Origin of the sequence: Micromonospora sp. NPDC002389, from assembly GCF_040296095.1 — a bacterium.
Taxonomy (GTDB): Bacteria; Actinomycetota; Actinomycetes; order Mycobacteriales; family Micromonosporaceae; genus Micromonospora.
This window is the reverse complement of record NZ_JBEOWP010000005.1, coordinates 192,529-218,783: the sequence shown is the minus strand read 5'-3', so window position 1 is coordinate 218,783 and position 26,255 is coordinate 192,529. Positions and strand designations below refer to the sequence as shown.

The following is a 26,255-nucleotide window of genomic DNA, read 5'->3' as shown; positions in this document are numbered from 1 at the left end:
AGCAAACGTCCCGCCCGTGACGCCTCGGCCCTCGTGGGAGAGTGCGAGCCGAGCGGCGGGCGGGACGGCGGCAAGCCCGGTGTCAGTCGAACAGCCCGTCGAGCGCCTTCTGTTCGAGGTCGCGCCAGCGCTGGGAGTCCTTCAGTGCCTTGGCGATCTCCTTCTCGTCGAGGTGGTGGGCGCCCTCCTCGCGGATGCACGCGACGCTGAACGGCCCGCCGACCGACGGCGAGGTCCGCTCCAGCGCCTCCAGCACCCGTACCACGCCCACCACGCCGTACTCGACGGTGCGCGTGGTCATCCGGAAATGGGACAGCAGCGCGCCGGCCTGCTGGGCCATGGGCGCGCCGGAGCCGATGGCGTGGAAGCCCACGTCCTCGTAGCGGCCGATGAGGCCGTTGGGGTTGATCTCCACGATCCACGGCCCGCCCTGGCTGTAGCCGACCGCGAGCAGGTACGCCGACACCCCGCCGCCGCCGTCCTCGCCGGGCACGTCCGCGATGTAGTTCTCGTAGTGCTTCTTGAAGACGGGCAGGACGCGCTCCTGCAACTCGCCGCCGATGTCGGGTGCTTCGAGGATGGCGGTGGCCGAGTCCTGGAGGAGGGGGCGCAGGTCGTTGAGTACGCCCCGCGCGCCGCTGCCGCCCCAGGCGGCGCAGGAGCCCAACGGGTGCAGCTTCTGAGCGGGGAAGCTCAGACCGCGGTCGCTCTCGGTGATCTGGGAGTCCGCGCCGATCACCACCCCGTCGCTGCAGACAATGGCGAGTACGACGGTCATGGGTCCTCCTGGGCAGGGGTGCGGGGTTGGGCCGGAGGTACCCGGCATCCCGTCCGCCTACACCCGCCAGGTGCCGGGCCAGGCGCAGCGGGGGTCAGGACGGTTTCCGCAGTTCGGCTGCGCCGAAGGACACCGAGAACCGCTTGCACCAGATCGAGACGCTGCGGAGGTCATCGAGATTCGCGTCTGCGGGAATGTCGTAGACCTGGTCGCCCCGGTTCCCCTTGAGCCGGTCGAGGTCGAGCCATCGCCCGTCGTCGAAGACGTGCCAGCCGGCCCGGCCCGGGAGCACCGGCTGGTCGGTGAGCCAGACTCGCAGGTCGGGGCCGTTGGAGGTGGCGAGGTCCTGTAGTACCAACTGGTGACTGCCGTCGGAGAGCCGGACCAGTCGGGCGGTGCCGGTGGTCTCGTGCTCATGCGTGATGAACTCTCCGCTGGCCAGCAGCACGTTCCTCGGACTCGGCGCGACGGATGCCTCGGCGGAGGGTGACGCCTCGGACGAGGGGCCCGCCTCTGCTGACGGTGATCCCTCAGGTGCGGTTGCGTCGGTGATCGGCAGTATCTCGGCGACCACCTGGTTGGTGAACAGCTTCCATGGTTGGAACCAGAAGAGACCGAACGCCGCACCTGCGCCCAGCAGGACGGCCAGGAGCCAGGTCAGGGGTTTGCGCGTCATCGCCGGAGCCTACGTCGGGTGGACACTCCGGCAGGCGACTCCAGTCCATTTCGGATCTTCAGGGTCACGTTGCGTACGGCAGCCCGTGGACGCAGCGTCCGCACGGGGGTCTCGCCGGGGGTGCGAGGCCGCCTGGATCCGGGGCCGGGACGCGTTCGACACCCATCGCCGGATGTGGATGAGGGCCGCGTAACAGCTTGTGGTGACGGGTGACCCGGATGATCGCAATCCTGAGTGAACTGTCAGGATTGCGGTATGACGGTCAGAACTGCCGGCAGGGTTGCCCTGGTCACGGGTGGAAGTCGGGGCATCGGCGCTGCTGTCGCGCGCCGGCTCGCCGAGGACGGGATCGACGTGGCGTTCACCTACCGCACGGCGGGGGACAACGCGAAGTCCGTCCTGGCCGACATCGAAGCGTACGGGCGCACGGGCTTGTCGATCAGCGCGGACAGCGCGGATTCGGGGGCGGTCGTCGGCGCGGTGGAGCAGACCGTGGCCGAGCTGGGGCGGCTGGACATCCTGGTCAACAACGCGGGGGTGTTCGCGGGTGGGCCCATCGAGTCGGTCAGCCTCGACGCGCTGGACCGGGCGGTCGCGGTGAACGTACGCGGGGTGTACCTGGCCACGCAGGCGGCGGTGCGGCACATGGGCGAGGGCGGGCGGATCGTCAACATCGGCAGCAGCTTCGCCAGTCGCGTCCCCGCACCCGGAGTCAGCGCGTACGCGATGACCAAGAGCGCGGTGAACGGGCTGACCCGGGCGCTCGCCCGTGAGCTCGGCCCGCGCGGCATCACCGTCAACCTGATCCTGCCCGGCTCGACCGATACCGACATGAACCCGGCCGACAGCGCCGGTGCCGACGTACAGCGGACGCAGATCGCCCTCGGGCGGTACGCATCGCCGGCCGACGTGGCCGCGACGGTCAGTCACCTGGTGGGCGACGGCGGCCGACACATCACCGGTGCGTCGATCGCGATCGACGGCGGCGCGACCGCGTGACCGGTGGCGTCCCGACTGCACGGTGATCTAGACTCCAAACCCCGCTCGATCGAAGATCGTCGTTTCGCTCGGCGGTGTCGACGGACGTGTCCCGGCTTCCGGCGGGAGCGGTTGTGGACGAAGGTCACCTGGTCGATCGTCGGCGCCGCGTCAGGTCGCGCCGCGCCGGTCACCGGCGTCACCCACGCGCCCGTCGAGGACGGCCAGCAGGGCCGACGCGACGAGCGCCAGCGGTCGGTCGTCGTCGCGGGTCAACCGGCGCAGCGTGTCCGCCGCGAGGGTCCCCGGCATCTCGGCGAGTGCCTGGGTCAGTCGCATCCGCGCCGCCGAGTCCGCGCCCGGATCGGCGAGTGCGTCGGCCAACGCCGCCATGATCCGTTCCGCCCACGTCGGGTCCACGGCCAGCGTGCCCAGCAACTCGGCCGCCTCGACGTCGTTGGGGCCGTCGACCACGAGGCCGACCAGCGTCGGTACCGCCCGGGTGTCGCCCCGGGCACCGAGCGCGAGCGCGGCCGGCCCCCGTACCGTCGGCTCGGCGTCGGCGAGCGCGTCGACGAGGGCGCTGCTCGCCTCGTCTCCGGGCAACTCGGCGAGCGCCTGGACCGCGCGCCGCCGGACCTCGGCGTCACCCGAGGTCAGGCCGGACGCCACCCGGGCCGCGCCGCCGCCGGACGCCCGCGCGAGAGCCCAGCGCAACGCACCGGCGACGTGCGGATCCGTCTCGCCGAGCACCGCCTCGGCCAGCAGTTCGGCGGGTGCAGACGCGTGCTCGGCCAGGACGGCCTGCTGGCGCCGCGCCGCACTGCCGGAACCGAGACCGTGCAGCAGCTCGATCAGGCGCGCCACCTCCGGCCAGTCGGCGGGCTCGGCGGCATCGACCGTGCGGAGCCGGTCGAGCAGCTCGCGCTCCCGGTGCAGCCGCTCCTCGGTCCGGCGGATGAGGTCGCCGACCAGCGCCGCCGGGGTGAAGCCGGGATCGTCGAGGGTGCGACCGATCTCGCGCAGCGACAGTCCCAGCGAGCGCAGCCCCTCCACGTGGAAGATCCGCCGGATGTTCTCCGGGGTGTACTCCCGGAAGCCGCCCACCGTGCGGCCGGTGGGGCGGACCAGCCCGAGCGTGTCGTAGTGCCGGAGCATCCGGGCACTGACCCCCGAGCGGCGCGCCACCTCACCGATCAGCACCGGGCGACTCCTCCCGGTCCGGTCCGAGGACCGCGACCCGTCTCGCCTCGTGCACGGCGAGGTCGAATCCGGCGTCCGGGTCGTACAGCAGCCGTTCCGTGGCGCGGGCGTGCACCCGTACCGCCGGGTTCCGGTGGGCGGCCGCCGCCTCCAGGACCGGCTCGACCACGTCGGCCAGCGCGACGAGGGCCTGGCTCAGACTGAGCTGGACCTCCCGGTCGCCGCGACCGAACTGCATGGCCAGCTCCGTGGCCAGCGCCGACCGCTCAGCGTCGGGCACCAGGACGACGGCCGCCCGCCAGGCGGTCCGGGCCACCGTGTCGTCGGCGTCGCGAAGCAGCGCCGTGGTGATCGCCGGCCAGGCGCTCCGGTCCCCGATCTTGGACAGGGTGTGCAGTGCCTGACTGCGGGCCTGGGCGTGGGCGGAGTCGAGTTCCGCCAGCAGCCTCGGCATCGTGATCTCCGACGGCAACCGGGTCAGCGCCCAGGTGAGCATGTCGCGCACGAAGAAGTCCGGCTCGACCCCGCCACGGGCCACGAGCGCGTCCACCAGGCCGGGGTCCGGGTGTGTGCCGACGGCCAGGGCCGCGTTGAGTCGTGTCGACGAGTTGTCGGCGGCCAACGCGGCGACCACTCGCGCGGCGGGCGTGGGCTTGCCTGTCGAGTCGATGGGAACCACCTCCGACCACCAGTGAAGACCTTGACACTGTGACAGGGTCAAGTCTCACGTGTTCCCTAGACTGCGGTGGTGCGATACGACCAGCTCGAAACAGCGATCCGTCGGCTCGTGGACACGGCCGGGGACGACGAGCTCCGGGTGTTCGGCACCGAGACGGTGGCCCGTCTCGTACGCGACGAGCGGCTGGTCGACATCGCCGCCGACGGGGAACTGGACGAGGACGCGGTAGCGGCGTTCACGCTCGCCCGGGAGTCCGCCGGGGCGGCCGACGCGACCGCGTCACGGGCGCTGATGACGCGGATCGACGAGGGCGTCCTCACCGACGGCGACATGGACCCGGAACTGCTCATCGTCCTCGCCGCGCTGGAACACTGGACGACGTACCTGGAGGCCGGGCAGCGGGGCGAACTCTACGAGCTGGCGATCCGCTCCGTCGAGCAGGTCGACTACCAGGTCTCCGCCCAGCTCGACGACTTCCTGGCCACACCCGAGATGGCCGCCGAGTACGCGCGGATCGCGCGGCTGCTGAAGGGCGAGCCTGCGGCCTGAGGAGTCGCCCCCGTATGGTGGGTCGATGGCGTCCGTGAAGCAGGTCCAGGTGACCTTCGACTGTGCAGAACCCGAGCGCGTCGCCCGTTTCTGGTGCGAGGTGTTGGGATACGTCGTGCCGCCTCCACCGGAGGGATTCGCCGACTGGGCGGAGTTCGACCGCGCGCTGCCGCCCGAGCGACAGGGCTCGGCGTTCGCCTGCGTCGACCCGACCGGCGCGGGCCCGCGGCTGTTCTTCCAGCGCGTACCCGAGGGCAAGGTGGTCAAGAACCGGCTGCACCTCGACGTACGGGCCGCCACCGGGCTCGTCGGCGCGGAACGTGTGGCCGCGCTCGAAGCCGAGGGTGCGCGGCTGGTCGCGCTCGGCGGAGCCCGGGTACGGCTGCTGGAGTCCGACGGCTTCAACGAGTCCTGCCTGGTGATGCAGGACGTCGAGGGCAACGAGTTCTGTCTCGACTGACCGGCGCCAACCGCCGGATCCGAATGGCCGGCATGGAGCCCATCGTACGACCGGCTGAACGTCCTGATGACCGCCTGACCCGCCAACATGATGGACGCTTACCGACCGCCTAGCGACACGCGCATCCGATGAGCGTACGTCGTGCGGTCGGTGATGCTCTCCGTGTCAAGGTCGCGAGCGAGTGAGCCGGCGGGACGTTGATCCGAGGCACGGACATGCCGCGAGTCGCGCGTTACCCGAAGGTCCGAAGTCAGCCGCTTCGACGGTTGCCGTACTGGCGAGGACTCTGCACCGTGCCGGAACGGCCGTGGGCGCGGCTCGCGGCACTCCTGGTGTGGTTGGCGGTGGCCTTGCCCTTGGACCGGCGTGCCGCCCGGTTCTCGAAGGGCTGCGGCTGCTCCTCGGTTTCCGCTTCGGCGTCAGCGGTGGGGTCGGCGTCGCTGGTGGCGTCGGCCATCGGTGTCTCCTCGTGCTGTTCAGGACTGGGCTATTCGCTGCGGGTCTGGAAGCGTGGCCGCCGCGATACGCAGACGGTAGCGGGCAGGCCGACCCGAGTCGGGACCGGGTAAACCATCCAGCCGTGCCAGGGTCATCCAACCACGACACCGTCCGAGCGCCCGGATTTGCCGCGAGGTGCACGCGAGGAGGCAAGACCGACCATCTAGGGTCGTCCGCCGGGACTCCGGCTGTGCGCTCGGCGCGAGAAGCCGGTTCTCCCGCGTTGACCTCAAGTGAGGTTCAACTCCTAGCGTGGTCGACATGAGTGACGTCGATCAGTCGAACCCTGAGGCCGAGATCGAAGCGATCAAGCAGGTGATCGCCACGGTCGAGCACGCCCAGAACACCGAATCTCCGGACGAGTTTCTCGGCCTGTTTCGCGCCGATGCGATCTACACGACGGCTGGGGGAACCCGCCTCTTCGGCCTCGATGCGATCTCGGCGTTCACCCGCCAGGTGCTGCCCGGTGGGATGCAGGGCCTGACCGTGACCTTCGAGCTGGAGCACGTGCTGTTCGTCCGGCCCGATGTCGCTGCCGTCAAGGTGCGTCAGGTCTATCGGTCGTCGGAGGGCCCCGACGTCGGATCTCCTCTGTGGATCATGTCGAAGGAGGGCGGGCGGTGGCTCCTGGCGGCATGCCAGAACACCGCAGCGCCCGCCGACGAGGTGCCCTCGACATCGAACAACCGCCCCATCTTCGACCCCCACTGACACCCCACCCACCCACCCACCCCACCCCACCGCCGGGTTGATCAAGAGGTTTGGTCGTTCCGGGACGCCGTCGTGGGCGCAAACTTCTTGATCACCGCGGCGCCCGGCGGTGGCGGCGCCCGGCGGTGGGGGTGGGTGGGGAGCCGGTGTGCTGCGGCGGGGTTTCGCATAGATGACGTTCTCTTGACGGTGGTGGTTGTTAACGCTATCAATGCGGTGGCGGTGTTCCTGTCGTGGTGGAAGGGCGGGGCTATGGGGTGGCGCAGGGTTCGCAGGGCGGTGGTGGCGACGGCGGCGACGGTCGTGGTGTTGGCGGCAGGCGCCGTGGTGGTGGGGGCGGTGCCGGCGCAGGCCGCTGCGGTCACCTTCACCAACCCGCTGGCCGAGCAGCGTGCCGACCCGCACGTCTACCGGCACACCGACGGGTACTACTACCTCACCGCCACGGTCCCGGAGTACGACCGGATCGTGCTGCGCCGCGCCACCACGCTCCAGGGGCTGGCCACCGCCACCGAACGGGTGATCTGGCGTAAGCACGGCAGTGGCGAGATGGGCGCGCACATCTGGGCGCCCGAGATCCACTTCATCGACGGCAGGTGGTACGTCTACTTCGCCGCCGGACGTACCGACGACATCTGGGCCATCCGGCCGTACGTGCTGGAGAGCAGTGCGGTCAACCCGCTGGACGGGCCGTGGGTGGAACGTGGCCAGCTCCAACCGGCACGCAGCAGCTTCTCGCTCGACGCCACCACGTTCGTCCACAACGGAGTGCGCTATCTGGCCTGGGCCGAGTACGCCGGCAGCAACTCGAACATCTATCTGGCCCGCGCGGTCAACCCGTGGACGTACGCGGGCACTCCGGCCCTGATCGCCACCCCCACGTACGCCTGGGAGACCCGGGGGTACCGGGTGAACGAGGGTCCGGCGGTGCTGATCCGCAACGGGCGGGTGTTCATGACGTACTCGGCCAGCGCCACCGACGCCAGTTACGCGGTCGGGCTGCTCACCGCCTCGGCCACCAGCGACCTGCTCAACCCGGCGTCGTGGAGCAAGCGGTCCACACCGATGCTGGCCAGCGACGCCCGCACGGGCCAGTGGGGGCCGGGGCACAACTCGTTCACCGTCGCCGAGGACGGCAGCGACGTGATCGTCTATCACTCCCGCAACTACGAGCGGTACCTCGGCAACGGCTACGACCCGCTGACCGACCCGAACCGGCGTACCCGACTCCAGCGGGTCTACTGGAACGCCGACGGTACGCCGAACTTCGGCGTACCGGTGCCGGACGGCCTCAGCCCGGTGCGGCTGCGCGCGCACGACCTGCCGGACCGCTACATCCGGCACTGGGAGTTCCGGGCGCGGCTGGAGCCGAACGTCACCGCCCTGGCCGACTCGCAGTTCCGGATCGTCGCCGGCCTGTCGAACTCGTCGGCCATCTCGTTGGAGTCGACCAACTATCCCGGCTACTACCTGCGGCACCGTAACCACCAGCTCTGGGTGGAGCGCAGCGACGGCTCCACATTGTTCCGGCAGGACGCCACGTTCACCCGCCGGGCCGGGCTCGCCGACGCGGCGAAGGTGTCGCTGGAGTCGGTCAACTTCCCCGGTCAGTACGTCCGGCACCGCGACGGGCTGCTCCACCTGGAAGCCGTGTCGGACGCCCCCGGGAGGGCGTCGGCCACCTTCGCCCTGGACTGAGCACTCTGTCGGGGGCCGTACCTAGACTCCCGCGGCATGGCGACGGTGACATTCGTAGACGAGAGCACGGCCGGTGCTCGTACGCCCGCGTGGGCGCTGCAGATCTTCGAGGAGCGGCTGACGCTGCGGGAGCTGATCCGACGGCGGATCCACCAGGAGGTGGCCGAGTACAACGCCGCCGCCCCGCAGCCGCGCCGGTTGCTCGTCACGCCCCACGCGACGGAGCAGGCCCTCAACGGTGACCGGGCCGAGCGTGCGCGCCGCCGGGTCGACGCCGAGCGGCAGGTTGCCCTGGCTGAGGAGGCGTTCGGACGCAACGGTTTCGTGGTGCTGGTCGACGACCGTCAGGTCACCGAGCTCGACGACGAGGTCGACCTGCGCCGCGACACCGAGGTCACCTTCCTCAAGCTCGTCCCGCTGGTGGGTGGCTGATGACCACCGCCACCGACACCGCCTGGTTCGCCGCGCGGGTCCGCGACCTGATCGCCGCCGACGACCTCACCGAGCTGGCCAGCCACCTCTACACACACGCCCGGCACTGCGGCAACGATCCGGCGGTACGCGACGCGCTGCGTCCACTGTCCCGCCCGGACGTGGCCCGGCTGGTGCACGCCATGGTCGTCCTCGCGCTCGCCAGCCGCCGCCAAGACTGGACCGCCCGCGAAATGATCAACCAGGTCTGCCGCCGGCTCCCCACCGAGCTGACCTCGGCGCAGCTCAGGGACCTGAGCAGGTACGCGGTCCGGGGCTGGCGCCCGCTCACGCCCGCCACGCTGGAGATCGTCGCCCGAGGGGTGGCCGCGACCGGTCCGCTCCCGGCCGACCTACTCAAGGTACTGACCGAACGGTCCGGGGAGAGCCAGCGTCTGCGGCAGTTGGTGGCCGAGCTGAGCGGTCCGCAACTCGACCCGGCCGACCCGTGGGCCGAGCAGGTCAGCACCGAGCTGGCCACCCTCGGTCCGGCCTGGCAGCGGCTGGTGGCCCACGCCAGCACCGCGGTCGCGGCCCGTCCCACGGCGGGCTGGTCGACCGAGGCGTCCCGGCTGCTCGCCGAGGTCGACCCGGCCGAGGTGACGCGGGTGCTGGACCGGTGGCTGGCCGCCGCCTCCCGTACCCCGCAGTCGCCGCCCGCCCCGGCCAACGCGGACGTGCTGCGCGGCCTGCTCTGGCTGGTCGAGCGGTCCGCACCGACCCCCGAGCAGGTACGCCGCGTCGGCGGCCTGGTCGAGACGATGCTGCGGCGGCTGCCCGGGATCGGGCCGGCCTGCCCGAAGGTGGCCAACGCGGCGGTCGGGGTGCTCGGTCGGGCCGACGGCGAGGCGGCGCTGGCGCAACTCGCCCGGCTGTCGGCCCGGGTCACCTACAAGGGCACCCGCAACGAGATCGACAAGGCGCTCGACGCCCGCGCCACGGCGATGGGCATCGGGCGGGACGAGATCGAGGAGTTGGCCGTCCCGGACTACGGCCTGACCGAGGTGGGCAGGCATCGGACGGACCTCGGCGGCTGCCGGGCCGAGCTGCTGATCGGTTCCACCGGCACCACCCTGGCCTGGTTCACCGAGTCCGGTCGGCAGGTGAAGAGTCCACCGGCGGCGGTACGCCGTGACCACGCCACGGAACTCGCCGAGTTGAAGGGCCTGGCCAAGGAGATCACCGGGATGCTCGCCGCCCAGGCGGCCCGGCTGGACCGGCTGTTCCTGGCCCAGCGCGTCTGGACCCTGACCGCCTGGCGGCAGCGCTATCTCGACCATCCGTTGGTCGGCGCGCTGGCCCGCCGGCTGCTCTGGCTGGTCGACGGGGTGCCCTGCGGCTGGGCCGACGGTGAACTGCGCACCCTGGACGACACCCCGGTCAGCGCCGCCGACGACGCCGAGGTGCGGATCTGGCACCCGATCGGTCGACCGGTGCCGGAGGTGGTGGGCTGGCGCGAGTGGCTGGAGCGGCACCAGGTCGTCCAGCCGTTCAAGCAGGCCCACCGCGAGGTGTACCTGCTCACCCCGGCCGAGGAGACCACCGGCACCTACTCCAACCGGTTCGCCGGCCACATCCTGCGCCAACATCAATATCACGCACTGGCGGCGGTCCGGGGCTGGTCCGACCGGCTGCGGCTGATGGTCGACGACACCTACCCGCCGACCGCCCGCGAGCTGCCCGGGTGGGGCCTGCGCGCCGAGTACTGGGTGGAGGGTGCCGGCGACGACTACGATGCCGACTGCACCGAGAGCGGGTCGTACCTGCGGCTCGTCACCGACCAGGTGCGCTTCTATCCGATCGCCGCCGCGCAGAACTGGTCGCACGCCTCCGGTGGCGGCTACTCCACGGGCGCCTGGATGAACGGCCGCCCCGCCGACGCGCTGCCGTTGGACCAGGTTCCGCCGCTGGTGTTCAGCGAGGTGATGCGGGACGTCGACCTGTTCGTCGGGGTGTCCAGCGTCGGCAACGACCCGACCTGGTCGGACGGCGGACCGCAGGGCCGGTTCCGGGACTACTGGACGTCGTACAGCTTCGGGGAGTTGTCCGCGACCGCCCAGACCCGCCGCGACCTGCTGACCCGGCTGCTGCCCCGGTTGGCGGTGGGGCAGCGCGCCCACGTCGACGGTCGGTTCCTGGTGGTCCGGGGTGACCTGCGGACTTACCGCATCCACCTCGGCTCGGGCAACATCCTGATGAGCCCGAACGACGAGTACCTCTGCATCGTGCCGGCGCGTGGCGCCACCAACCCCGGGGAGCGGCACTTCCTGCCTTTCGAGGGGGACGGCATGCTCGCGGTCATCCTCAGCAAGGCGATGCTGCTGGCCAAGGACGTGGAGATCACCGACCCGACGATCACCCACCAGATCAGGCCCTGAGAGCGATCCTGGTTCGAGACGGCCCCGGAAAGGGCCGTCTCGAACCAGGATCTTCGGCGGTCAGGTGGGTGCTAGGCGCGGACCCGCCGGGCGGACGGGCGGCGGGTCAGGGCGAAACCGACCACGCCGGCCACCGCGGCGAGGACACCACCGGCGGTGGTCCAGATCCAGCGGGAGCCGGCCTCGGGCAGCCACCCGGTGAGGTCGATGTTCCAGCCGTCGTCGTCCTCGTCGACCGGTGCGACCGTCGGCTCCGTGGTCAGCACGGCACCGGCGTTGGTCGGTGCCACCAGCGGGGCTTCCAGCCGGCCGTCCTCGGGGGCGCTGCCGGCGTCCCCGCTGGCGGAGATCAGCAGGTCCACGTCGATCGGACGACCCAGGTCGGGCTCGGGCACGTCGACCACCGACAGGCGCACGTAGTACGTGCCGGGCAGCGGGTCCGCGGACCACGGCTCCGCCCAGGGCCGGACGCGCCGCAGGGTGCAGCCGATGGCCACGGTACGCACCGAGGCGTCGGCGGTCGGGGCCTGCGCGCCGGCCGTACACGCCTGGCGGCGGCGCAGACCGTCGAAGACCTCGACGGTCCACGTCGACGTGCCGGTGCGCTGCTCGGCGAGGGAGACCGTCGCGGTGATCTCGTGGGTCTCGCCCGCCGCCGCCGGGAACGACCAGTAGAGGTACTCACCGGTGGAGGCACCCACCCGGACCGGTTGGCCCGCCGCGATCGGGGTGGCGCTGAGGAACGTGGTGCCGGCCTTGGTCACGGTGGCGGCACCGGGCGACGGGGTGGGGGTGGGTGCGGCCAGCGCCGCACCCGGGGCCAGCGCGATGCCGGCGGCCAGCAGCGTGGCCACGGTTGCCGATCGGGTACGCATCAGTTCTCCCTCCAGGTGGCGACCCACCAGCGGGTGAGCAGGCCGGTGACGAGCCCGGTGAGCAGACCGGCCAGGGTCAGCAGGAGCAGCAGCACCCAGCCGCGACCCAGGTCCGGCCCGTCCGGGGCAGGGGAGGCGGCGACCACGTCGACGGTCAGTTCGACCGGCATGCCGGGGTCCTTGGCGGTGCCCGCCTGGGGCGAGAACATGTTGCTGACGACCAGACAGACGGTGGTCACGGCCGGGGTGGCGCTCGCCGTCGGGCTGGGGGTGGCGTCCTCGTCGCGCTCGGCGTCGTCGCCGTCCTCGGTGGCCGACCAGCGCAGGCCGGCCGAGACGACGTCGGTACGTCCGCTGCCGGCGTCCACACCCCGGACCAGCTCCCGGCCGTCGGTCGCGGTGGCCCGCAGCAGCACGCCGTGGTCCGGGTTGATCGGACGGTCGAGCGCGATGCTGACCGAGGCCCGCAGTTCCTGTCCCGGGCGGACCGGCACCCGGTACCAGCGGTGCTCGGAGAAGGTCTCCCGGTCGGTGTAGACGCCGGGGGAGAGCAGTGGCGCGCCGTCGCAGACGTCGGTCCCGTCGACCTTGGCCGGCGTGGTGGCGTACGTGTCACGGGCCCGGTCGACGAGTTGCTTGAGCCGGTCGGTGAGGTCGTCGGCGCTGTTCGCGGCCGTGTACGTGCCACCCGTGGCGGCGGCGATGCAGAGAAGCTGCTTGCGGACCTTCTCGTCGGGTGCCAGGCCGAGGGTGTCCACCACCAGCGTGGTGCCCTGTGCGGCCAGTTCCCGGGCCACCTGGCAGGGGTCCGGCGGGGCGCAGGTGTCCTCCCCGTCGGTGATCAGCACGATCCGCCGGGCGGTGGTGCCGGTGCCGAGGTCCTTCGCGGCCTCCCGTAGGGCGAGCCCGACCGGGGTGAAGCCGGTCGGGCGCAGTGTCGCCACCGCGGCCTTGGCCTTCGCCCGGTCCACCGGGCCGACCGGCACGATCTGCTGTGTGTCCCGGCAGCCCTGCTGCTTGTCCTGGCCCTTGTAGGTGGCGCCGAGCACCCGGATGCCGAGCTGGGTCTCGTCGGGCAGGGCGTCCACCACCTCGCCGAACGCCTGTTGCGCCACCGAGATGCGGCTGCGTCCGTCGATGTCGGTGGCCCGCATCGAGCCGCTCACGTCCAGCACGAGCTGGACGCGAGGCGGCTCGGCGACGGGTTCTGCCTGGTCGTCGTCGGCCCGGGCCGACGCGGGGCCGGCCAGTGTGGTCGCCGCCAGCAGCCCCAACAGGGCGGCTGACGACCATCTCTTGTTGATCACCGGGCGGAGTGTAGCGATGTCCACTCAGGACGATCACTCCGGTCGTCGGGCGAGCCGGCCGACTCGCGCGGCTCGCCCGACGTACCACCGGTGTGCGCTACGGCCGCCAGGAGCCGGCGGAGCGGAACAGGGGCTTGTACTCCACCACGCCGTTGGTGTCGGCGACGTCGAAGACGACGGTGCCGGTCCGCTTGGTGCCTTCGGGCAGGTTGTTGCCGGAACCGAGGGACTCACCGCAGCCGGCCAGGATCCCGGCCAGGCCGTTGACCGAGGTCCCGTCGGCCGCCACCCACTCGAAGTAGATCGGGTTGATGGAACCGGTGCCCTTGGTCACCGTGGCCGTCACGTCGGCGATCAGGTAGCGGCCCTTCCGCGGCTCGGGCGCGAACGACCGGCAGCCCTCGTTCACGGTCCGCACCCGGGTCACGGTGATCTCGACGGTGCCGTTGTTGTCGTTCACCACGAGGGTGGTGCCGATGCTCAGGTTGTACGTCTCGCCGCTGGGCGGGGAGTTGGTGGGCGGTGGCGGCGGTGGCGGTGCGGCCTCGGTCGGCGCGGCGCTCGGCGACGGGTCCGGTGCCGGCGAGGCGGCCGACGGTATGGGCCGCGCGCCGGTGTCCCGGTCGTCACCCGACCCGTTGAGCAGCGCGATGACGCCGCCGCCGCAGCAGAGCAGCGCCAGCGCGGCGACCACGGCCACCACGATCAGCGCGGTCTTGTTGCCGGAACCGCCGCTGGGCTGCGGTGGCCCCAACGGGTAGCCGGGCGCAGCCGGCGGGTACCCGGTGCCGCCGGGCGGATAGCCGCCCTGCTGGTAGCCGCCCGACGCGTACGGTCCGGGCTGCTGGTAGGCGCCGGCCGCCTGGTAGGGGTCGTGCGGCGGGTACGCGGCACCGGCCTGCGGCGGGTACGCGGCACCCGCCTGGTACGGGTCGGGCTGCGGGTACCCGCTGGCCTGGTGCGGTGCGTACGGCGATCCCGAGGTGGGCGGCTGGGGGGCACCCGGTGCCGGGTAGTGCGGCGATCCGGAGACCGGCGGCTGGGGCGCACCGGAGACCGGCGGCTGGGGCGCGCCCGAGACCGGTGGGGCGGGCGGTGGCTGCGGGGCGGCCCAGGCGCTGTCGTGGTCGTCGGGCAGGGCGGACCACGTGCCGTCGGGCTGCGCGTCGTTCGGCTGCCCGACCGGCGGCAGGGGTGCCCACGGATCGCTGGGCGGCTGCGGCGGCTGGTAGGGGTCCTGCGGCCCGGATGGGGGCTGGGGGTCGCTCACCTTACTCCTCGGGCACCTGACGTCGAACGCGAACCGCCTGACGCTACCTCGGGCGGGCAACACCGAGCGGCCACCGGTAGGGGTCCGAGCGGAGGAGGACCAGGGACCGTACGGCCCGGTCAGGGGTGGTGACGCTCCGGCGCGTACCGGCGACGGGGGCGTGACGGACTCACTGCGGCAGGAGGACAGCGGCGGTGCGGACCAGCTCCGCGTCGACCGCGTACCGGCCGGTCACGCGGGTCGGCGGGCGGTCGACCGGAGCGGCGTCGACCCGCGCCGGTGCGATGTGCGCCGTGAAGGTTCCGGTCTCCGGGTCGAGTTCCACCACCGCGTCGTGGAAGTCCAGCCAGGTGCCGACGATCGGGTGCCACAGCTTGTAGACCGTCTCCTTGGCGCTGAACGCCACCGTCGGCCAGGAGACGCCGGAGGGCAGGCGCGCGTACCGGTCCTCCTCCTCGGGCAGGCAGATCAGTCGGCGTACGCCCGGGCTCAGTTCCTTGTGCTGCTCGGCGTCCATGCCGACCCCGCGCACCTGGCTGCGGCGCGCGACCGCCGCCGCGCAGTAGCCCCGGGTGTGGGTGATGCTGCCGACCGTGCCCGCCGGCCAGACCGGCGCGCGGTCCTCGGCGGCGGGTACCGCGACCGGCGGCAGGCCCAGCTCCGCCATGGCCCGTCGGGCGCAGACCCGGCCCGCGGTGAAGTCACGACGCCGGCTGTCCACCGCGCGTTCCCCGAGACCGGCCGCCTCCTCGGCGTAGAGCTGCCCGGACCAGTCCTGCTCCCGGGCCACCGCCACCGCCACCTCGGGAGGCAACAGGTCACGCACGCGCGATCACAGGGTGATGCGTTCGGCGGGCCGCCCCGGTACCGTCGACCGACGGCGAGTGCTCTGCGTGAAGGTGGCGCGTACGGTGTGTCGCGGCGGTCATGGTTGGTCAACGTACCGCAACGACGTAACGCCGTGCCGATCCCGGGCGCTGTTCGGGGCGCACGGTGCTTGTGACGCGGCGGCGGGTGCCCACCCGCGGTCCTGTGTGGAGGCGGAAGGGAGCGCGATGACAGGTGTGGCGGATCGCTCGGGGAGTGCGGTGACCGAGACCGGCGGTGAGGTGCCGCCGCAGCGGGTGGCCGAACACGCCCCGGTGACTCCCGACTGGACCTGCGGCACCTGCGGCGCGGACTGGCCCTGCGAGCCGAAGCGTGCCCAGTTGCTGATCGAGTACGGGACGGACCGGCCGATGCTCAGCGTCTACCTGGGCGCGTGCCTGGCCGCCGCCGCCGAGGACCTGCACGCACCCGGATCGACCTCGTTGCAGGACCGGTTCCTCGGCTGGCTGCCCCGTCGCCCGAGGCACGCGGCGAGCCCACCGACGACGTGATCCCGGCCACCACGCCGCCCGGACCGGGTACGCCACTGGCCAGGTGAAATGTGAGGCGACTTCCGGTTCGACGCAACGCTCGTCCGGCGTCGCCCGGGGGTGCTGACCGCCACGGATCGTCCCCGTGACGGGCCCCGGTCGGAAATCTGACCCGAGCCGCCCCGTTGTGCCGCTGGTCATGGGTGGTTAAGCTGCAGATGCGCGCCCCAATCGCCCGCTTCCCCCGTGGCAGGCGATCGGGGCGCGTCCTTTTGTCCGGACTGATCGTCGGGACAGACGTGAAAGGGTCCGTACGCCATGGCGTACGGGCCCTTCGCCGTCGGCGTCAGATCCAGCGACCGTCCAACCACATCCGTGCCGACCACTCCGCGTACGGCAGCGACTGCCCGACGAAGATCGGATAGAAGTACGCGAAGCAGAGGACGACGAGCACCATGTACGCCCCCACGATCACCCCGCCCACCAGGCGGCGGTCCCGGGTGGCCTCGTCGTCGACGACCGGCCGGGTGCCGCTCGGTCCGGCCGGCGAGGCGATCGCGCCGAGCACGTAGACCACCGCCAGCACGAGGAACGGCAGCGCGGGCGCGGTGTAGAAGGAGAACATCGTCCGCCCGTCCAGGGCGATCCAGAACCAGGGCAGCAGGCCGGCGGCCACGCTGAGCAGGATCGCACCGGCCCGCCAGTCCCGGCGGGCCAGGCCGAGCCAGACCAGCGCCACCAGCGCGGGCAGGAACGACCACCACAGCAGCGGGGTGCCGAGCAGCAGGATCTCCTCGGCGCAGCTCGCCGCGCCGCAGGGGCTGTCGCTGGTCCAGTGGAAGGCGACCGGTCGGCCCAGCAGCAGCCACTGCCAGGGCCACGACTGGTACTTGTGCGGGTCGTCGAGCTGGCCGTGGAAGCCGAGCGCGACCTGGTGGTACTGGATCAGGTTCCACAGCGCCCCGATCACCGGCGTGTCGCTGAGCCCGGCGTCCGGGTAGCGCTCGGCGAGCCGGTAGTAGCCCTCCTGGCTGCGCAGCCAACCCGACCAGCTCGCCACGTAGGTGACCGCGAGCAGCAGGCCGGCCAGCGCCATCCACGGCACCCCGTCGAGCAGGGCGGCCCGCCACGGCCGGGGCACCCCTGCCGAGCGGCGGACGCCGACGTCCCAGAGGAACATCAGCAGCGCGAACGCGGGCACGAAGAACAGCGCGCTCCACTTGACCGCGAAGGCACAGCCGAGCAGCACTCCGGCGGCGAGCCGCCACCAGGGCCAGTTCCGCCAGCCGCCGGGCGGGCGGCCGGCGCGGCCCCGGGCGGTCGGGTCCAGCCCCGCCTCCAGCGCCCGGGCCCAGCGCCGACGCTGCGCGTCCCGGTCCAGCACCAGCGCACCGAAGGCGGCCAGCACGAAGAAGAGCAGGAAGAGGTCGAGCAGGGCGGTGCGGGACAGCACCAGGTGGAAGCCGTCGAGCGCGAGCAGCAGGCCGGCGGCGCAACCGAGCACGGTGGAGTGGAACATCCGGCGGCCGATGCGGATCAGCAGCAGCACCGAGAGCGTGCCGAACAGCGCCGCCGAGAAGCGCCAGCCGAACTCCGGCGAGGTGGTCATCAGCGCTCCGGGCACCGAGACGCCGTGTTCGGCGTCGGCGTAGCCGAAGGCCCACTCACCGAGACCGATCAACCACTTGCCCAGCGGCGGATGGACCACGTACGACGGTCCACCCTCCTTGTAGTTCCACTCGACGCCCTTGTCGATCAACCCCCAGGCGTCCCGGGCGTAGTAGGTCTCGTCGAAGATCTTGCCGGGCGGATGGCTGAGGTTGGCGAAGCGCAACACCGCCGCGATCGCCACCACCACGGCGGTGGCCAGCCACGATCTGCGGTCCACGCGGGCCTCGACGGTGGCCAGCCGGCGGCGGATCGTCGCCGGTACGCCACCGCCGCCCGTGTCACCGGTCGAGGCGGCCGGCTGCTCCGGCCCCGGCTGGTCCGTGTTCGCGCTCTGTGCTGTCGACGCACTCGTCACCCGGCGATCGTAGGCTGCGGAGGGGGCCGCTGGCGTACATCGTCTCCGAATCCGGTACGACCGTCGATGAAGGAGTGCCTACTCGTGGGTGAAATGTCCGAAATTGGCCGCCTGGTCCTCCTCGGCGCGCCGCTCGGCAACCCCGCCGACGCCTCCCGCCGACTGCGAGACGTGCTCGGCACCGCCGACGTGGTCGCCGCCGAGGACACCCGGCGACTGAGCCGACTCGCCCGCGACCTGGACGTGAGCATCCCGGGCCGGATCGTCTCCTACTTCGAGGGCAACGAGGAGCGTCGTACCCCCGAACTGGTCGACGTGCTCACCGCCGGGTACCTCGTCGCGCTGGTCACCGACGGCGGCATGCCGAGCGTCTCCGACCCCGGCTACCGGCTGGTCCGCGCCGCCCTGGACGCCGGGGTTCCGGTCACCGCCGCCCCCGGGCCGAGCGCCGTCACCACCGCCCTGGCGCTGTCCGGGCTGCCCTGCGACCGGTTCTGCTTCGAGGGTTTCCTGCCGCGTACGCCCGGCGCCCGCCGGGCCCGACTGCGGGCGCTGGCGACGGAGGAGCGCACCCTGGTCCTGTTCGAATCCCCGCACCGGATCACCGCCGCGCTGACCGACCTGGCCGACGCGTTCGGCGCCGACCGGCCCGCCGCGCTCTGCCGCGAGCTGACCAAGACGTACGAGGAGGTGCTCCGCCGCCCGCTCGGTGACCTCGCCCGATGGGCCGCCGACGGTGATCCGCGCGGCGAGATCACCCTCGTGGTGGCCGGGGCGCCGGCCACGCCGCCGACCCGGCCGGACGACGACGCCCTGCGCGCCGCGGTCGCCGAGCGGGAAGCGACCGGCCAGAGCCGTCGCGACGCGATAACCGAGGTGGCGACCGCCTTCGGACTGCGTCGTCGCGACGTCTATGCCGTCGTGCACCAGGTGTAAGGAAGGGCCCCCTACTAACGCCTCGTGTATAGGAGGGGTCCCCTCCTTGCACCTACCAGGCGGCGATGAGGAAGCCGAGCGTGGTCACCAGCGGGCCGACGAAGGCGGCGGTGACCGCCCAGCGGCGCCCCCGCGGATCGGGCAGTCGGGTCGCGCCGGTCCACCGGGCGATCCCGGCCGCGCAGCCGAGCACCCCCAGCAGGCCGAGCAGCCAGCGCAGGTGAGCACCGATGCCGTGATCGGCGTACGCGACGGCGGCGTCCGGCCCGGTCACCCGGGCGGGTAGCGCCGACCCGGTGGTCGTCCGCTGCTCCGGTACCCCGCTGATCCGTACGCCGTGGGTGCGGAACTGCCCGCCCACGGCGGTGAAGATCCCCCGGCAGCGCTGGGTCAACCCGTCACCGGTGCACGCGGTCACCACCGCGGTTCCCGAGGTGCCGTGCCCGACGGCGAGCAGGAGCGGACCGGCGCTGACCCAGGCGAAGAACGCCGCCACCAGGCTCAGCCCGACCAACGCGGCCATCCCCGGCAGCGGGTCCGGCGGATGACTGCTCCGCTCCCGGCGGCGTACCGGCCGGAGCCGACGCCACCAAGCCCCGCGCTCGCCGGGCGGATCCTGCCGCACCGGCGTGCCGTCCCAGTGCACCTCCTCGATCGGCGCCCAGAACGTGTCCTCGTCGGCGTCGGCCGGATCGGCGTACGGGGCCGTGCCGAGATGCCGTGCGGTGCGCACCGGGACCCGGTGCGGCAGCGTGTCGACCGGGGCGCCGGTGGTCGGCTCCACCGCCACACCCTGCTCGACCGCCACACCCTGCTCCGGCGTTGCCGCCGCGTCGCCGAGGTCGGACCCGGCCGGGGCCACCCCGTCCGGCGCCACCGTCCGGGGGTGCGGAGCCACGGCGTGGGTACGCGTCGACGCGGCCGGTTCCGGCCAGGTCTCGGTGGGGAGGCCGTCCTCGTGGTCGCGGGCGGCGCGGCTGCCAGTCACGCGGTTCATTGGACACCGGCGCGGGTGTTCGGACGCGCAGCTCAGACAGCGTGTCGGCGACAAATCGGGCCAGCCGTTCGCCCGGAATGGCCGGATTGTCGAGCGGGCGGCCCTATTGGTTCGCAGCCGCCCCGGGCGGGTCACTACGCTTGCTGGGCATGAGTCACGTTCTCGCGGCGGTCGCCTGGCCGTACGCCAACGGCCCGCGCCACATCGGCCACGTCTCCGGTTTCGGCGTTCCCTCCGACGTCTTCGCCCGGTACATGCGGATGGCCGGCCACGACGTGCTCATGGTCTCGGGCACCGACGAGCACGGCACCCCGATCCAGGTGCAGGCCGACGCCGAGGGGCTCACCCCCCGCGAGCTGGCCGACCGGTACAACAGGGTGATCGTGGAGGACCTGCACGGCCTGGGCCTCTCCTACGACCTGTTTACCCGCACCACCACGCGAAACCACTACGCCGTGGTGCAGGAGTTGTTCGAGGGGATGTACCGCAACGGGTACATCGTGCCGAAGACCACCATGGGCGCCATCTCCCCGTCGACCGGCCGGACCCTGCCCGACCGCTACATCGAGGGCACCTGCCCGATCTGCGGCTACGACAGCGCCCGCGGCGACCAGTGCGACAACTGCGGCAACCAACTCGACCCGATCGACCTCATCGACCCCAAGTCGAAGATCAACGGCGAGACGCCGAAGTTCGTCGAGACCGAGCACTTCTTCCTCGACCTGCCCGCCCTCGCCGACGTGCTGCGGCAGTGGTTGGACACCCGGGAGGGCTGGCGGCCCAACGTGCTGCGGTTCTCCCGCAACCTGCTGGACGACCTCCAGCCCCGGGCCATCACCCGGGACCTGGAATGGGGCGTACCGATCCCGCTCGACGGCTGGCGCGACCGCACCGACAAGCGGATCTACGTCTGGTTCGACGCCGTGATCGGATACCTCTCCGCCTCCGTGGAGTGGGCCCGCCGCTCCGGCGACCCCGAGGCGTGGCGTCAGTACTGGAACCAGAAGGACGCCGAGGGCGGCGCCGACGGTGACGCCCAGTCCTACTACTTCATGGGCAAGGACAACATCGTCTTCCACTCGGTGATCTGGCCCGCGCTGCTGGCCGGCTACTCCGGCGAGGGCGACAAGGACGGCGAGCCGGGCCGGCTCGGGCGGCTCCACCTGCCCACCGAGGTGGTCTCCAGCGAGTTCCTCACCATGGAGGGCCGCAAGTTCTCCTCCTCCCGCCGGGTGGTCATCTACGTCCGGGACTTCCTTGAGCGCTACGACGCCGACGCGTTGCGCTACTTCATCGCGGTCGCCGGCCCGGAGAACAACGACACCGACTTCACCTGGGCCGAGTTCCTCCGCCGCAACAACGACGAGCTGGTCGCCGGCTGGGGCAACCTGGTCAACCGGTCGGTGTCGATGGCGGCGAAGAACTTCGGCGCGATCCCGCCGGTCGGCCCGGACGGTCTCACCGAGGCCGACGAGGCGCTGCTCGCGGTGGCCCGCACCGGCTTCGCCACGGTCGGCGACCTGATCGCCCGGCACCGGCAGAAGCAGGCCATCGGCGAGGCCATGAAGGTGGTCGCCGAGGCCAACAGGTACCTCTCCGACCAGGCGCCCTGGAAGCTCAAGGACGAGGCGGCCAAGCCACGGATGGGCACGATCCTGCACGTCGCCCTCCAGGTGGTCAGCGACGCCAACACCCTGCTCACCCCGTTCCTGCCGCACTCCGCGCAGAAGGTGCACGAACTGCTCGGCGGCACCGGCGTCCACGCGCCGATGCCGGTGATCGAGGAGGTCGACGACCTCGACGGCGGGCCCGGGTACCCGGTGCTGACCGGGGACTACACGCAGGGCGCGCGCTGGGAGTCGGTGCCGCTCGCGGTCGGCCGGGCGCTCGCCGCGCCCAAGCCGGTGTTCCGCAAGCTCGACCCGTCCATCGTCGACGAGGAACTGGCCCGGCTGGAGAGCTGACCCGGGCCACCGCGCCGACCACCGGTGACGACACGTTCGGCGGGCGCGACCCCGACATCGGGATCGCGCCCGCCGCGCGTCGATCGACGCGGCTACGCCCGCGCCGGGAGCCGGGTCAGGCCCGGACCATCGACGGCGACCCGATGAACTCCATGATCGCGTCGTTGACCTGGTCGGCGTTGGTCCACGGGATGCCGTGCGGGGCGCCCTTGAGGGTGACCAGCCGGCTGTCCGAGATCAGCGGCTGCAACCGCTGACCGGTCTTCGGGTACGGCAGGACCATGTCCTTGTCACCCTGCACGAGCAGGATCGGCACGTCGATCCGCGACACGTCGGCCCGGAAGTCGGTGCCCCAGGCGTCCACGCAGTCGTGCGTGGCCTTGGCCGAGGCCCGCGCGCCGATCTCCCAGTGCGCCCGGTACGCCTCCTCGCTGACCAGCTTGCCCCGGTTCTCGTCGTAGTTGAAGAACGTGTTGCAGAAATCGGTGAGGTACGCGAACCGGTCCTCGATGATGGCCTTCTTGAACCCCTCGAAGAGGCTTCCCTCGACCCCCTCCGGGTTGTCCGGAGCCTGCCGCAGGTACGGCGCCAGCGGTGCCAGCAGCACCGCCCGGTCCACCCGGTCCGAGCCGTACGCACCCAGGTAGCGGGTCACCTCGCCGGTGCCCATCGAGTGCCCGACCAGGATCGCGTTGCGCAAATCCAGCTCGGTCATCAGCACGTCCAGGTCGGCGGCCAGGGTGTCGTAGTCGTACCCGAACGCCGGCTGGGCCGAGCTGCCGAAACCACGCCGGTCGTACGTGATCACCCGGTAACCGGCCGCGAGCAGGGGACTGACCTGCTTCTCCCAGGTCGCCCCGTTGAACGGGAACCCGTGGATCAGCACGATCGGCTGACCGGAGCCGTGGTCCTCGTAGTACAGGTCGATGGGCGCGGAGTTCTCCGTCCCCACGGTGATGAAGGGCATGTCCACTCCTACGATTCGGACAACGCTGTCGCCCACGCATTCCCGCGTGACCTCCCGATATGCCCGAACCGGTCCGGCGTCAGAGGACGTACGGGTGGTCCACCACACGATCGTTGGTGACCTCGGCACCCGGCGCCCAGGTCTCGTAGACACCCCGTTCGTGACACTGTGCCCCGGTGGCCAGCACGGCGTCCGGATTCGGGCGGCGCAGCCGCAACCGCAGCCACCCCGACTCCTCCCGCAACACCAGACACGGCACCCCGCGCCAGGTGGCCACCCGTCCGCCGCGTCGGGCTGCGTCACCCGCAGTCCGGTCCGCTGCCGCGCCGTGCCGTCGTCCGTTCGCGGGCCGATACTCATCGGAGCGACGGTAGGGGTCTCCGGCGTAGCCGAGGTGAACCGCGGGTGGCGGGCGGGTGGACTCGGGCGGTGTGTGATGCTGTCGACTGATGAGCGAGCCCACCGAGTCCCGCCGCCAGCGCGCCTCCCGCCGCGCCGGCGAGTTCCCACCCGCGCCGGAGCCGCTGCCCCGACCGGTGCTGGACAGCCACACCCACCTGGACATCACGGTGAACGAGGTCGGCGTACCCCAGGGCAGCGCCGCCGCCGACCCGGTCGCCGCCGCGATCGACGTCGCCGCCGCCGTCGGCGTGGACCGGCTGGTGCAGGTCGGCGTCGACGTGGAGTCCTCCCGCTGGGGCACCGAGGTGGCCGGCGCGTACCCGGCGGTGGTCGCCACCGTCGCGCTGCACCCCAACGAGGCACCCCGGTGCCGCGACCTCGACGCCTCGCTGCGCGAGATCGAGACGCTGGCCGCCGAGGACCGGGTCCGCGGCATCGGCGAGACGGGCATGGACTTCTATCGCACCGGCGACGAAGGCCGGGCCGCGCAGGAGGAGAGCTTCCGGGCCCACATCGCCATCGCCAAGCGGTACGCCAAGACGCTGGTCATCCACGACCGCGACGCACACGCCGACGTGCTGCGCATCCTCGACGACGAGGGCGCACCGGAGACCGTCGTGCTGCACTGCTTCTCCGGCGACGCCGAGTTCGCCGCCGAGTGCGTCCGCCGGGGCTACCTGCTCAGCTTCGCCGGCACCGTCACCTTCGGCAGCGCCGGGGCACTGCGAGAGGCCGCGGCGCTCACCCCGCTCGACCAGATCCTGGTGGAGACCGACGCGCCGTACCTCACCCCGATGCCGCACCGGGGCCGCCCCAACGCGTCGTACCTGATCCCGCTGACCGTTCGGGCGCTGGCCGACACCACCGGCGCCGACCTGGACGAACTCTGCGCCGCCATCTCCGCCACCGGCGAACGCGCCTTCGGGCCGTGGTCCTGACCGTGCCCGCAGACCTGCTCGGCCCGGCGGAGATCCGGGAACTCGCCGCCCGCCTCGGCGTCGCCCCCACCAAGAAGTTCGGCCAGAACTTCGTGCACGACCCGAACACCGTCCGCCGGATCGTCACCACCGCCGGGCTGACCCCGGACGACGTGGCCCTGGAGGTCGGCCCCGGGCTCGGCTCGCTCACCCTGGCCCTGCTCCGCGCCGCCGCCCACGTGCACGCCGTCGAGATCGACTCGACGCTGGCCGGCGCCCTGCCGGACACCGCCGCCCGGCACGCCGGCCCGGACGCCGTCCGACTCACCGTGCACCACGCCGACGCTCTCCGGACCACCGCCGCCGACCTGGCCGACCCGGCGCCCACCGCGCTGGTCGCGAACCTTCCCTACAACGTCGCCGTACCGGTCGTGCTGCACCTGCTCGCCGAACTGCCCAGCCTCCGGCACGGCCTGGTGATGGTGCAGAAGGAGGTCGCCGACCGGCTCGTCGCCGGACCCGGCTCCAAGGTGTATGGCGTGCCCTCGGTCAAGCTCGCCTGGTACGCCCGTTCCCGGGCCGCCGGCAAGGTGCCCCCGAACGTGTTCTGGCCGGTACCCAACGTCGACTCCGGCCTGGTCGCCTTCACCCGCCGCGAACCACCCCGCTCCGACGTGTCCCGGGCCGCCGTCTTCGCCGTGGTGGACGCCGCCTTCGCCCAGCGTCGCAAGACCCTGCGCGCCGCTCTCGCCGGCTGGGCCGGCGGCGCCGACCGGGCCGCCGCAGCGCTCACCGCCGCCGGAGTCGACCCCGGCGCACGCGGCGAGTCACTCACGGTGGAGCAGTTCGCCGCCGTCGCCGCGTCGGCCCCGAACCACCCGTCGGCCGCGCAGTAGGCTGACGCGGACGCCGGTACGCCGTCGCCGACATCGCCGAGGAGCTGATCGTGGAGAAGCCGTTCGACATCCGGGTGCGTCCACGGGACACCGTCCGGTGACCGAGGCATGGCGACCGGAGGGTGAGGAACGGCGTGGTGCCGGCGGACCGGTCCGCGTACGGGTGCCCGCGAAGATCAACCTGCACCTCGGGGTCGGCCCGCTGCGACGTGACGGCTACCACGAGCTGAACACCATCTACCACGCGATCTCGATCTACGACGAGCTGACCGCGCGGCGGGGCGACACCCTCACCCTCACCATGGAGGGCGAGGGCACCGGTGAACTCGCCCTGGACGACTCCAACCTGGTCATCCGCGCCGCGCACGCCCTCGCCGGCTACGCCGGTGTGATGCCGCACGCCCGGCTGCACCTGCGCAAACAGATCCCGCTCGCCGGCGGTCTCGCCGGTGGCAGCGCCGACGCCGCCGCCGCACTGGTCGCCTGCGACGCCCTCTGGGGCACCGGCCTGGCCCGCGACGAACTGGCCGGCATCGCCGCCGACCTCGGCTCGGACGTCCCCTTCCTGATCCACGGCGGCACCGCGCTCGGCACCGGCCGGGGCGAGGCGGTCAGCCCCGTGCTGGCCCGGCCCACCTCCTGGCACTGGGTCGTCGCCATCGCCGACGGCGGCCTCTCCACCCCACAGGCATACCGGGAACTCGACCGGCTCCGCGACGCCGGCACCGCCGGAGAACCGCTCGGCAGCACCGACGCGTTGCTCGGCGCGCTGCGCCAACGCGACCCCCGGGTGCTCGCCCCCACCCTCGGCAACGACCTGCAGGACGCCGCGCTGGCCATGCGCCCCGCCCTCGCCGACACCCTCAAGGCCGGCGAGGCGGCCGGCGCACTCGCCGGCATCGTCTCCGGGTCCGGCCCGACGTGCGTCTTCCTCACCGCCGGGTCCGCCGACGCCGAACGCGTCGCCGCCGAACTGGAAGCCGCCGGGGTGTGCCGCGAAGCCCGCATCGCCCACGGCCCGGTCCACGGCGCCCGCGTCACCTGACACCGACACCCCGCGCGAGACCGGTCCTGCCGCCAGACCAGGCGCGGGCACGGTTCCTGTCGAGCTGATGGCGGGGACGGTTCGTGTTCGGGGTGTGGCGTGGGGTCGTGGCCGCGCGTGGTTCCTGTCGAGCTGATGGCGGGGACGGTTCGTGTTCGGGGTGTGGCGTGGGGTCGTGGCCGCGCGTGGTTCCTGTCGAGCTGATGGCGGGGACGT

26 protein-coding genes are annotated in these 26,255 nt (G+C 72.3%); 13 read left to right on the top strand and 13 right to left on the bottom strand.

The window, feature by feature from the left end; translation table 11 throughout:
- Positions 1 to 82 precede the first annotated feature (82 nt).
- Both ABT008_RS12115 and ABT008_RS12110 read right to left on the bottom strand, forming a co-directional pair.
- The gene (locus tag ABT008_RS12115) at positions 83 to 778 is read right to left on the bottom strand and encodes a proteasome protein (protein WP_350695906.1); all 696 of its coding nucleotides are present in this window, start codon (positions 776 to 778) and stop codon (positions 83 to 85) included.
- Positions 779 to 872: 94 nt separating this feature from the next.
- A complete protein-coding gene (locus tag ABT008_RS12110) occupies positions 873 to 1,454 on the bottom strand; it encodes a DM13 domain-containing protein (protein WP_350695905.1) in 582 nt (193 codons plus the stop codon).
- A 255-nt stretch (positions 1,455 to 1,709) separates the two neighbouring features.
- Between ABT008_RS12110 and ABT008_RS12105 the strand changes: the two genes are divergently transcribed.
- Positions 1,710 to 2,453, top strand: a complete 744-nt coding sequence (locus tag ABT008_RS12105; protein WP_350695903.1) for an SDR family NAD(P)-dependent oxidoreductase — start codon at positions 1,710 to 1,712, stop codon at positions 2,451 to 2,453.
- A 150-nt stretch (positions 2,454 to 2,603) separates the two neighbouring features.
- Here the strand turns inward: ABT008_RS12105 and ABT008_RS12100 are convergent, their stop codons facing one another.
- Positions 2,604 to 3,635 carry a MerR family transcriptional regulator gene (locus tag ABT008_RS12100; RefSeq protein WP_350695902.1) on the bottom strand — a complete coding sequence of 344 codons (1,032 nt, stop codon included), beginning with the start codon at positions 3,633 to 3,635 and terminating at the stop codon, positions 2,604 to 2,606.
- Positions 3,622 to 4,314, bottom strand: coding sequence for a HEAT repeat domain-containing protein (locus tag ABT008_RS12095; RefSeq protein WP_350695900.1), 693 nt, complete (start codon positions 4,312 to 4,314; stop codon positions 3,622 to 3,624). Before ABT008_RS12095 ends, ABT008_RS12100 begins: the two co-directional genes overlap by 14 nt.
- 69 nt (positions 4,315 to 4,383) lie before the next feature.
- Between ABT008_RS12095 and ABT008_RS12090 the strand changes: the two genes are divergently transcribed.
- Together ABT008_RS12090 and ABT008_RS12085 are read left to right on the top strand one after the other, a co-directional pair.
- Positions 4,384 to 4,863 (top strand): hypothetical protein, encoded by a 480-nt coding sequence (locus tag ABT008_RS12090; RefSeq protein WP_350695899.1) that lies wholly within the window; start codon positions 4,384 to 4,386, stop codon positions 4,861 to 4,863.
- 25 nt (positions 4,864 to 4,888) lie between these two features.
- A complete protein-coding gene (locus ABT008_RS12085) occupies positions 4,889 to 5,323 on the top strand; it encodes a VOC family protein (RefSeq protein WP_350695897.1) in 435 nt (144 codons plus the stop codon).
- Between the two features lie 250 nt (positions 5,324 to 5,573).
- Here the strand turns inward: ABT008_RS12085 and ABT008_RS12080 are convergent, their stop codons facing one another.
- Entirely contained in the window at positions 5,574 to 5,780 is a 207-nt protein-coding gene (locus tag ABT008_RS12080; protein ID WP_350695895.1) for a hypothetical protein, read from the bottom strand.
- A 302-nt stretch (positions 5,781 to 6,082) separates the two neighbouring features.
- On the opposite strand from ABT008_RS12080, the gene ABT008_RS12075 reads away from it, so the two are divergent.
- The 4 genes from ABT008_RS12075 to ABT008_RS12060 all read left to right on the top strand — a co-directional run bounded on the left by ABT008_RS12075 (position 6,083) and on the right by ABT008_RS12060 (position 11,079).
- Complete coding sequence (locus tag ABT008_RS12075; RefSeq protein ID WP_350695893.1) at positions 6,083 to 6,532, top strand: SgcJ/EcaC family oxidoreductase; 450 nt, start codon at positions 6,083 to 6,085, stop codon at positions 6,530 to 6,532.
- Positions 6,533 to 6,724: 192 nt separating this feature from the next.
- The gene (locus tag ABT008_RS12070) at positions 6,725 to 8,230 is read left to right on the top strand and encodes a family 43 glycosylhydrolase (protein WP_350695891.1); all 1,506 of its coding nucleotides are present in this window, start codon (positions 6,725 to 6,727) and stop codon (positions 8,228 to 8,230) included.
- Between the two features lie 36 nt (positions 8,231 to 8,266).
- A complete protein-coding gene (locus tag ABT008_RS12065; RefSeq protein WP_350695890.1) occupies positions 8,267 to 8,662 on the top strand; it encodes a hypothetical protein in 396 nt (131 codons plus the stop codon).
- The gene (locus tag ABT008_RS12060) at positions 8,662 to 11,079 is read left to right on the top strand and encodes a DUF4132 domain-containing protein (RefSeq protein ID WP_350695888.1); all 2,418 of its coding nucleotides are present in this window, start codon (positions 8,662 to 8,664) and stop codon (positions 11,077 to 11,079) included. Before ABT008_RS12065 ends, ABT008_RS12060 begins: the two co-directional genes overlap by 1 nt.
- A gap of 71 nt (positions 11,080 to 11,150) precedes the next feature.
- Here the strand turns inward: ABT008_RS12060 and ABT008_RS12055 are convergent, their stop codons facing one another.
- The 4 genes from ABT008_RS12055 to ABT008_RS12040 all read right to left on the bottom strand — a co-directional run bounded on the left by ABT008_RS12055 (position 11,151) and on the right by ABT008_RS12040 (position 15,357).
- Positions 11,151 to 11,954 carry a peptidase gene (locus ABT008_RS12055; protein WP_350695886.1) on the bottom strand — a complete coding sequence of 268 codons (804 nt, stop codon included), beginning with the start codon at positions 11,952 to 11,954 and terminating at the stop codon, positions 11,151 to 11,153.
- Positions 11,954 to 13,261 carry a VWA domain-containing protein gene (locus ABT008_RS12050; protein WP_350695884.1) on the bottom strand — a complete coding sequence of 436 codons (1,308 nt, stop codon included), beginning with the start codon at positions 13,259 to 13,261 and terminating at the stop codon, positions 11,954 to 11,956. Before ABT008_RS12050 ends, ABT008_RS12055 begins: the two co-directional genes overlap by 1 nt.
- 97 nt (positions 13,262 to 13,358) lie before the next feature.
- Positions 13,359 to 14,531 carry a DUF4352 domain-containing protein gene (locus tag ABT008_RS12045; RefSeq protein WP_350695883.1) on the bottom strand — a complete coding sequence of 391 codons (1,173 nt, stop codon included), beginning with the start codon at positions 14,529 to 14,531 and terminating at the stop codon, positions 13,359 to 13,361.
- Between the two features lie 169 nt (positions 14,532 to 14,700).
- A complete protein-coding gene (locus ABT008_RS12040) occupies positions 14,701 to 15,357 on the bottom strand; it encodes a 4'-phosphopantetheinyl transferase family protein (protein ID WP_350695882.1) in 657 nt (218 codons plus the stop codon).
- A gap of 262 nt (positions 15,358 to 15,619) precedes the next feature.
- On the opposite strand from ABT008_RS12040, the gene ABT008_RS12035 reads away from it, so the two are divergent.
- Positions 15,620 to 15,910: a hypothetical protein gene (locus ABT008_RS12035; RefSeq protein WP_350695880.1), complete on the top strand. Its 291-nt coding sequence runs from the start codon at positions 15,620 to 15,622 to the stop codon at positions 15,908 to 15,910.
- A gap of 325 nt (positions 15,911 to 16,235) precedes the next feature.
- Here the strand turns inward: ABT008_RS12035 and ABT008_RS12030 are convergent, their stop codons facing one another.
- Positions 16,236 to 17,915, bottom strand: a complete 1,680-nt coding sequence (locus tag ABT008_RS12030) for a dolichyl-phosphate-mannose--protein mannosyltransferase (protein ID WP_350695878.1) — start codon at positions 17,913 to 17,915, stop codon at positions 16,236 to 16,238.
- Between the two features lie 66 nt (positions 17,916 to 17,981).
- Between ABT008_RS12030 and rsmI the strand changes: the two genes are divergently transcribed.
- Entirely contained in the window at positions 17,982 to 18,851 is an 870-nt protein-coding gene (gene rsmI, locus ABT008_RS12025) for a 16S rRNA (cytidine(1402)-2'-O)-methyltransferase (protein WP_502890405.1), read from the top strand.
- A gap of 52 nt (positions 18,852 to 18,903) precedes the next feature.
- On the opposite strand, the gene ABT008_RS12020 is transcribed toward rsmI, so the two are convergent.
- Positions 18,904 to 19,848, bottom strand: a complete 945-nt coding sequence (locus tag ABT008_RS12020; protein ID WP_350695875.1) for a hypothetical protein — start codon at positions 19,846 to 19,848, stop codon at positions 18,904 to 18,906.
- 149 nt (positions 19,849 to 19,997) lie between these two features.
- Here ABT008_RS12020 and metG point away from each other — a divergent pair, with 149 nt between their 5' ends.
- The gene (metG, locus tag ABT008_RS12015; RefSeq protein ID WP_350695873.1) at positions 19,998 to 21,812 is read left to right on the top strand and encodes a methionine--tRNA ligase; all 1,815 of its coding nucleotides are present in this window, start codon (positions 19,998 to 20,000) and stop codon (positions 21,810 to 21,812) included.
- Between the two features lie 115 nt (positions 21,813 to 21,927).
- Here the strand turns inward: metG and ABT008_RS12010 are convergent, their stop codons facing one another.
- Both ABT008_RS12010 and ABT008_RS12005 read right to left on the bottom strand, forming a co-directional pair.
- Positions 21,928 to 22,779, bottom strand: a complete 852-nt coding sequence (locus ABT008_RS12010; protein WP_350695872.1) for an alpha/beta fold hydrolase — start codon at positions 22,777 to 22,779, stop codon at positions 21,928 to 21,930.
- A gap of 79 nt (positions 22,780 to 22,858) precedes the next feature.
- Positions 22,859 to 23,056 (bottom strand): hypothetical protein, encoded by a 198-nt coding sequence (locus ABT008_RS12005; protein WP_350695870.1) that lies wholly within the window; start codon positions 23,054 to 23,056, stop codon positions 22,859 to 22,861.
- 172 nt (positions 23,057 to 23,228) lie between these two features.
- On the opposite strand from ABT008_RS12005, the gene ABT008_RS12000 reads away from it, so the two are divergent.
- From ABT008_RS12000 to ABT008_RS11990, 3 genes are all read left to right on the top strand, one after another.
- Complete coding sequence (locus tag ABT008_RS12000; RefSeq protein WP_350695869.1) at positions 23,229 to 24,119, top strand: TatD family hydrolase; 891 nt, start codon at positions 23,229 to 23,231, stop codon at positions 24,117 to 24,119.
- Positions 24,120 to 24,121: 2 nt separating this feature from the next.
- The gene (gene rsmA, locus ABT008_RS11995; protein ID WP_350696176.1) at positions 24,122 to 24,994 is read left to right on the top strand and encodes a 16S rRNA (adenine(1518)-N(6)/adenine(1519)-N(6))-dimethyltransferase RsmA; all 873 of its coding nucleotides are present in this window, start codon (positions 24,122 to 24,124) and stop codon (positions 24,992 to 24,994) included.
- Between the two features lie 97 nt (positions 24,995 to 25,091).
- Entirely contained in the window at positions 25,092 to 26,039 is a 948-nt protein-coding gene (locus ABT008_RS11990) for a 4-(cytidine 5'-diphospho)-2-C-methyl-D-erythritol kinase (RefSeq protein WP_350695868.1), read from the top strand.
- Positions 26,040 to 26,255 lie beyond the last annotated feature (216 nt).

Excerpts from the sequence above, each read along its gene's own strand:
- ABT008_RS12115 (WP_350695906.1), bottom strand. The coding sequence starts at position 778 with ATGACCGTCGTACTCGCCATTGTCTGCAGCGACGGGGTGGTGATCGGC.
- ABT008_RS12110 (WP_350695905.1), bottom strand. The coding sequence starts at position 1,454 with ATGACGCGCAAACCCCTGACCTGGCTCCTGGCCGTCCTGCTGGGCGCA.
- ABT008_RS12105 (WP_350695903.1), top strand. The coding sequence starts at position 1,710 with ATGACGGTCAGAACTGCCGGCAGGGTTGCCCTGGTCACGGGTGGAAGT.
- ABT008_RS12085 (WP_350695897.1), top strand. The coding sequence starts at position 4,889 with ATGGCGTCCGTGAAGCAGGTCCAGGTGACCTTCGACTGTGCAGAACCC.
- ABT008_RS12080 (WP_350695895.1), bottom strand. The coding sequence starts at position 5,780 with ATGGCCGACGCCACCAGCGACGCCGACCCCACCGCTGACGCCGAAGCG.
- ABT008_RS12075 (WP_350695893.1), top strand. The coding sequence starts at position 6,083 with ATGAGTGACGTCGATCAGTCGAACCCTGAGGCCGAGATCGAAGCGATC.
- ABT008_RS12065 (WP_350695890.1), top strand. The coding sequence starts at position 8,267 with ATGGCGACGGTGACATTCGTAGACGAGAGCACGGCCGGTGCTCGTACG.
- ABT008_RS12060 (WP_350695888.1), top strand. The coding sequence starts at position 8,662 with ATGACCACCGCCACCGACACCGCCTGGTTCGCCGCGCGGGTCCGCGAC.
- ABT008_RS12055 (WP_350695886.1), bottom strand. The coding sequence starts at position 11,954 with ATGCGTACCCGATCGGCAACCGTGGCCACGCTGCTGGCCGCCGGCATC.
- rsmI (WP_502890405.1), top strand. The coding sequence starts at position 17,982 with ATGAAGGAGTGCCTACTCGTGGGTGAAATGTCCGAAATTGGCCGCCTG.
- ABT008_RS12020 (WP_350695875.1), bottom strand. The coding sequence starts at position 19,848 with ATGAACCGCGTGACTGGCAGCCGCGCCGCCCGCGACCACGAGGACGGC.
- metG (WP_350695873.1), top strand. The coding sequence starts at position 19,998 with ATGAGTCACGTTCTCGCGGCGGTCGCCTGGCCGTACGCCAACGGCCCG.
- ABT008_RS12010 (WP_350695872.1), bottom strand. The coding sequence starts at position 22,779 with ATGCCCTTCATCACCGTGGGGACGGAGAACTCCGCGCCCATCGACCTG.
- ABT008_RS12000 (WP_350695869.1), top strand. The coding sequence starts at position 23,229 with ATGAGCGAGCCCACCGAGTCCCGCCGCCAGCGCGCCTCCCGCCGCGCC.